Raw genomic sequence first — 6,000 nt, 5'->3', positions numbered from 1 at the left:
GATTTGTTCGCATTCTCTGCGATTTATTCGCATCTTTTCCGTTTTGTTCGCATTCTCCGAGATTTATTCGCATCTTTTCCGTTTTGTTCGCATTCTCTGCGATTTATTCGCATCTTTTCTGATTTGTTCGTATTCTCTCGAAATAACTCGTAAATATCTAGCTCTAGTTCATTTGAGTAGACATAAAAAATTTTATACCATTGCGAATTATATAGTGTCTAAATGATAGGTAGCGCTTTTTTTATTGCCCAAGATCTTAGCCCCTGTTTTTAAAAGCAGCCTCCTCGCAATGTGAACCGAATCTATCCCCAAAAATTCCGCTGCTTGCTTTGCTTTGATTGTATCACCGAACAAAAGTACATACTCCCTTAATGCTTTAATGTGTGCGACTCGGTCTTTATGCTCGCAGGTTGGGCAGTACCAATAGCCGTAATAGCGATTCATGATTGTTTTTTTACAAGAAGGGCACCAGACTCCGTTGCGAACCATGTTTCGATTGATTTCATACTTATCGATGATATCAGCTTTCCTAGGTTCGTGCTTGCTTTTTAGTTGCTGTGCTAGTACTTTTAATCGGCTCGGTTTTTCGATGATCTGGTGATAAGAATGATAGACTTGGTGGATTCGATCTAGTAATTGTTGGCTGACTAGTATATCATCGTTGGTAAATTTTCCATCGAGAATGACATTCGGATGCGTGAATACAACCATTGGGTGGATCGGAAGTGCACGATGGTTGAGTTGTTTTAAGAAAAACTCTAGATGACGCGCTTGGATGTTTGCTTGGATCATTGGGTGTGGGAATGTATCGCTACTTCCTTTATCCGAGCGAATCATTTGTCCGGATTCATTAATTGTTATATTGCCAGTAATATTTTTGACCTCAATGACAAAACAAACCTTCGGCGTTAATACCAGGACATCGATTTGAAAATAACCATTTGGTTCTCGCAAACGAATGCCATAAATGACGAACGCATCGTTTATATCCGCCAAACGGAGATAATATGTTAAGGAAGACTCCCCCATATCCCCCGCATTTTCTCGCTTATAAATCGAAAGAAGCTGTTCGTATGTCTTGTCACGTTGTGCATATCTTGGTAGTAGCGCTTGTAATTGTTGCAATACTATTGTTTTCTCGTGAAACTGAATGATTTCCATTGAATCTCTCCTTTTTAAAAATTTTTAATTCTTTGTTATCCGGTTGATCTTATCAATCGATTAATCTCCCCTGCTGCCTTCCACTCCCTTTTTAGAAGCAGTTTCTCTAAGATTAACCCACTTGACCTCCCACCACTAAAAATCATTAGGACTCTACTGCCCCTGATAAAGGCAATAATTAATTATCAAACAGCTTATCCAACCGATAGACAAGTGAATGGGTATTACCCGTTCGCTCTAACTTTGTTTCCGCAAACAACCTGGTTACCACTGGTGGAGATTCCACTTGTAAAAAGCATCGTGCTTCGCGATTTGTAATGGTGGTGCGATATAATAAAGCGAAATCACGTAAAGCTGGAACGTGTGCATCACGTGATCGCGTACCACAATCACATTGCCAGTAGCCATGAGCACGATACATCATTTCATGCCTGCACCCTGTACACCAGACTCCCTTTCGAATTGCTTCATCTGGTATGGAGTAAACTTGTATGATATGAGAACGATCGACATAGTGCATTTTTACAAAAAATTGATTCAATTGTCTGATCTGCCTTGGAGAATAAACAGATCTTGGGTAGGCTTCTGATAACGAAGCTAATCGATAGAATAGTTGATTTGTAGGTATGACATCTGGTTGAGATTTGTTTTGATAGAGTATTGCTTTTGGGTTGGTAAATACCGTTAGAGAGTGGATCGGAATTGAAGGAAAACCATGATGGTGTAGAAATGAAGAAAGAAACTTTTCTTTATCACTCGCTATTTTTGAACAATCACTCGGATCTAGGATTGACCGACTATCTAATTCGATTAATTTGCCGCCATGATGGAGAATAACACTTTTGCTTACATACTTTGTTTCCAAAAGATACAACACGGATGGCGTGACGATCAGTGCATCAAAGGATATAATTTGATTAACGTGGTGAAAAGTTAAACCATAGAAAACCGGCTGCATTACTAAATTTCCGGTAAGATGTTGATGTAGATAACGACGTTGCAGGTGAGCGGAACGTACTGAATCATATATTTCACTTAGCGTAAGATAGTGTGGGTATTTTTTGTTGAGCCTTGGAAGTATTGCTCCTAATTGCGCATATTCAAAAGTTCGTAATGGTTTTGATAGATACAAATGACCTTCCCCTTCCACTAGTAGAATGAGATTATTATACAACTGATAACTAGCTAAATCTACAAAAATAATTAAAAAAATGTAATTTATTTATATTTTTACCCATATTATACATAATTCAACTTTATTCGACAGCATCAAGCGAAAACAAAGGATAACTACATTTTCTGTTTCCAAAACGTTCAAAATCATTTATAATATATTTCGAGTGTCGAATTTCTTTATACTAAGGAGCGTTATCATGGCAACAACCGCAAAAGCACAAGCACAAACACAAACAAAAGCAATAGAAGATAACATTTGGTCCAAAGATTTTGCCATGATTTGTTTGGCAAACTTTTTTATTTTTCTTGGGTTTCAAATGACTTTACCTACCATTCCATTATTTGTGCAAGAACTTGGTGGAACGGATCAATTAATCGGATTAATTACTGGGGTATTCACCTTTTCTGCCCTACTTTTCCGACCATATGCGGGGCATGCGCTAGAGTCAAAAGGACGTCAATTTGTTTATATGATTGGACTCGGGATTTTTGTTGTTTCCGTTGGCTCCTATGCGATCATTCCAACGATCGGCTTCTTACTTATCATGCGCATGGTTCAAGGTGTAGGGTGGGGGCTATCAACGACAGCGACAGGAACCATTGCTACGGATCTAATTCCTGCCCATCGACGTGGAGAAGGAATGGGATATTTCGGATTGTCAGGAAATATCGCGCTAGCATTCGGTCCAACACTTGGACTAGCATTGATTGGTGTTTTAACTTTTACACAACTGTTCTTAATTATTGCAGCGTTGGGAATCGTCTCCTGTTTCTTAGCTACACAAATTCGTTACAAAAGAGTAGAACAATTAAAAGAGAATACAGCCACAATCAAATTTGATATCTTTGAAAAAAGTGCAATAAAACCATCCGTACTTTTATTCTTTATTACGACAACCTTTGGAGGAATTTCTTCCTTTCTGCCGCTTTACGTAAATCATGAAGGAATTAGTGGCATTGAATTTTATTTCCTATTATTCGCGATAGCACTACTAGTTTCACGAACATTTGCTGGACGAATTTACGATCGCCAAGGTCATATTGCTGTCTTTTTACCCGGATGTTTCTTGGTTGCGTGTGCCATGTTGGTTCTATTTTGGTTGCCAAATTCACTCGCGCTATATGTAGCTGCAACTTTATACGGTCTTGGCTTTGGAAGTATCCAACCTGCATTACAAGCATGGGCAATTAACGAAGCTCCCAACAATCGAAAAGGAATGGCTAATGCAACCTTCTTTGGCTTCTTCGACCTTGGTGTGGGTGTTGGAGCGATGGTTTTTGGTTTTGTCGCATCCGTACTAGGCTATGCATACATCTACATGTTCGGAGCGTTGTCGGTAGTTGTATCAATGGGGATTTATTTGATGTTAGTGATGAAGAATGGACGCAGTGCGTAATTAGAAAACTTAGTTGTTTTTTTGTATAAAATTGTTATACTTGAACAGAATGTATTACCTATTTCATAAAAAATTAATTGAATTTTGGAGGTTTTTTGTAATGAAGCGTGTGAAAAAAGCAATTATTCCAGCAGCTGGACTTGGGACAAGATTTTTACCAGCAACAAAGGCAATGCCGAAAGAAATGTTACCTATTGTTGATAAACCGACGATTCAATATATTGTAGAAGAGGCGGTTGCATCAGGCATTGAAGATATTATCATTGTTACCGGAAAAGGGAAACGTGCGATTGAGGATCACTTTGACTTTGCCCCTGAGTTGGAACAAAATTTAAAAGAAAAAAACAAGCTAGATCTTCTACATAAAGTAGAGCAATCCACAAATTTGGCTGATATTCATTACATTCGTCAAAAAGAACCAAAGGGCTTGGGGCATGCAGTATGGTGCGCGCGTAAATTTATTGGAGATGAACCCTTCGCCGTTTTATTAGGTGATGATATTGTTCAAAGTGATGTCCCATGCTTAAAACAATTGATTAATCAATACGAGGAAACACAGGCATCGATCATAGGTGTTCAGCAAGTGGATCCTAGTGTTACCGACCGCTATGGAATTGTTGATCCTGGTTTACAATCGGATCGTCGCTATCAAGTAAATAACTTTGTAGAAAAACCAAAGCTAGGTACAGCGCCATCCAATTTGGCCATCATGGGTCGTTATGTGTTTACACCAGAAATCTTTCGTTTCCTAGACCGTCAACAAGTCGGCGCAGGAGGAGAGATTCAATTAACCGATGCGATCCAAATGCTAAATGAAATTCAAAAGGTATATGCCTATGACTTCCAAGGATTACGCTATGATGTTGGTGAACAACTAGGATTTGTTCGCACAACATTAGAGTTTGCTCTACAAAACAAAGATATCGGTAATGATGTAGAAAAAATGTTAATAGAACTAGCAGAAAACTTAAAAAAATAATAAAAAAAAGGTACCTTATCATTATTTGATGAGGTACTTTTTCTAATATTTCTAATCTCTACTATACAAGTCTCTTGTATACACTTTATCAGCGACATCTTGAATATCGCTAGTTAGACGATTCGCAACAATAACATCTGATATTTTCTTGAATTCATCGAAATCTTTAATTACACGAGAATGGAAAAATTCATCTTCTTCTAGCACTGGTTCATAAATAACAACTTCAATTCCTTGTGCTTTAATTCGCTTCATTACACCTTGAATCGCAGATTGTCGGAAATTATCTGAGTCCGTTTTCATCGTTAAACGGTATATTCCAACAACTTCAGGATCTTTAGCAATAATACTATTCGCAATATGATCTTTTCTTGTTCGATTCGCCTCAACAATAGCACCAATTAAATTATTTGGAACATCTTGATAATTAGCCAAAAGTTGCTTTGTATCTTTTGGTAAACAATAGCCACCATAACCGAATGAAGGGTTATTATAGTGATCGCCAATTCTTGGGTCATAACCAATTCCCTCAATGATTTGTTTCGGATTTAATCCTTTCATTTCAGCATATGTATCTAATTCATTGAAGAAAGATACCCTTAATGCTAAATATGTGTTAGCAAATAATTTAATCGCTTCTGCCTCAGTTGAGTTTGTGAACAATATATCGATATCTTCTTTTATTGCACCTTGTGCTAATAACTGAGCAAAGATTTCCGCTCGCTCAGATTGCTCCCCTACAACGATACGGGAAGGATAAAGGTTATCATATAATGCTTTTCCTTCACGCAAAAACTCAGGAGAAAAGATGATATTTTCTGTTTTATATTTTGCACGAACTTCTAGTGTATAGCCAACTGGTACGGTAGACTTAATAATCATTGTGGCATTAGGATTAATCTCTAACACGTCTGCGATTACTTTTTCAACCGTGTCCGTATCGAAATAATTTTTAACTGGATCGTAGTTTGTTGGTGTGGAAATAATAATGTACGTTGCATTTTCATAAGCTTCTCTAGCATCTGTTGTTGCTGTGAGTGACAATTGTTTATTATTTAAATATTCTTGGATCTCCTCATCCACGATCGGGGACTTTTTATTATTAATCATATCGACTTTATCTTTAACAATATCCAATGCTATAACTTCATTATTTTGAGCCAATAACACTGCATTAGATAAACCGACATAACCAGTACCTGCAACTGCAATTTTCATTTTATCTTTCCTTTCATATCTAAAATATATTTCCATTTTAAATAACCCTATTTATTCTATCATATTTCT

At 37.3% G+C, this 6,000-nt stretch carries 5 protein-coding genes; 2 read left to right on the top strand and 3 right to left on the bottom strand.

The window, feature by feature from the left end; all coding sequences use genetic code 11:
- Positions 1 to 207: 207 nt before the first annotated feature.
- Entirely contained in the window at positions 208 to 1,161 is a 954-nt protein-coding gene (locus OWO01_RS10740; RefSeq protein WP_268780459.1) for a nuclease-related domain-containing protein, read from the bottom strand.
- A 178-nt stretch (positions 1,162 to 1,339) separates the two neighbouring features.
- The gene (locus OWO01_RS10735) at positions 1,340 to 2,293 is read right to left on the bottom strand and encodes a nuclease-related domain-containing protein (RefSeq protein WP_268780458.1); all 954 of its coding nucleotides are present in this window, start codon (positions 2,291 to 2,293) and stop codon (positions 1,340 to 1,342) included.
- A 241-nt stretch (positions 2,294 to 2,534) separates the two neighbouring features.
- Between OWO01_RS10735 and OWO01_RS10730 the strand changes: the two genes are divergently transcribed.
- Together OWO01_RS10730 and galU are read left to right on the top strand one after the other, a co-directional pair.
- Positions 2,535 to 3,734 (top strand): MFS transporter, encoded by a 1,200-nt coding sequence (locus OWO01_RS10730; protein ID WP_268780457.1) that lies wholly within the window; start codon positions 2,535 to 2,537, stop codon positions 3,732 to 3,734.
- Positions 3,735 to 3,834: 100 nt separating this feature from the next.
- A complete protein-coding gene (gene galU, locus OWO01_RS10725; protein WP_268780456.1) occupies positions 3,835 to 4,713 on the top strand; it encodes a UTP--glucose-1-phosphate uridylyltransferase GalU in 879 nt (292 codons plus the stop codon).
- A gap of 51 nt (positions 4,714 to 4,764) precedes the next feature.
- Here galU and OWO01_RS10720 read toward each other — a convergent pair whose 3' ends face one another.
- Positions 4,765 to 5,931, bottom strand: coding sequence for a nucleotide sugar dehydrogenase (locus tag OWO01_RS10720; RefSeq protein ID WP_268780462.1), 1,167 nt, complete (start codon positions 5,929 to 5,931; stop codon positions 4,765 to 4,767).
- Positions 5,932 to 6,000 lie beyond the last annotated feature (69 nt).

The sequence above is a fragment of the Natronobacillus azotifigens genome (assembly GCF_026805325.1).
Lineage (GTDB): Bacteria > Bacillota > Bacilli > Bacillales > Amphibacillaceae > Natronobacillus > Natronobacillus azotifigens.
This window is presented reverse-complemented; position numbering and strand designations above follow the sequence as displayed.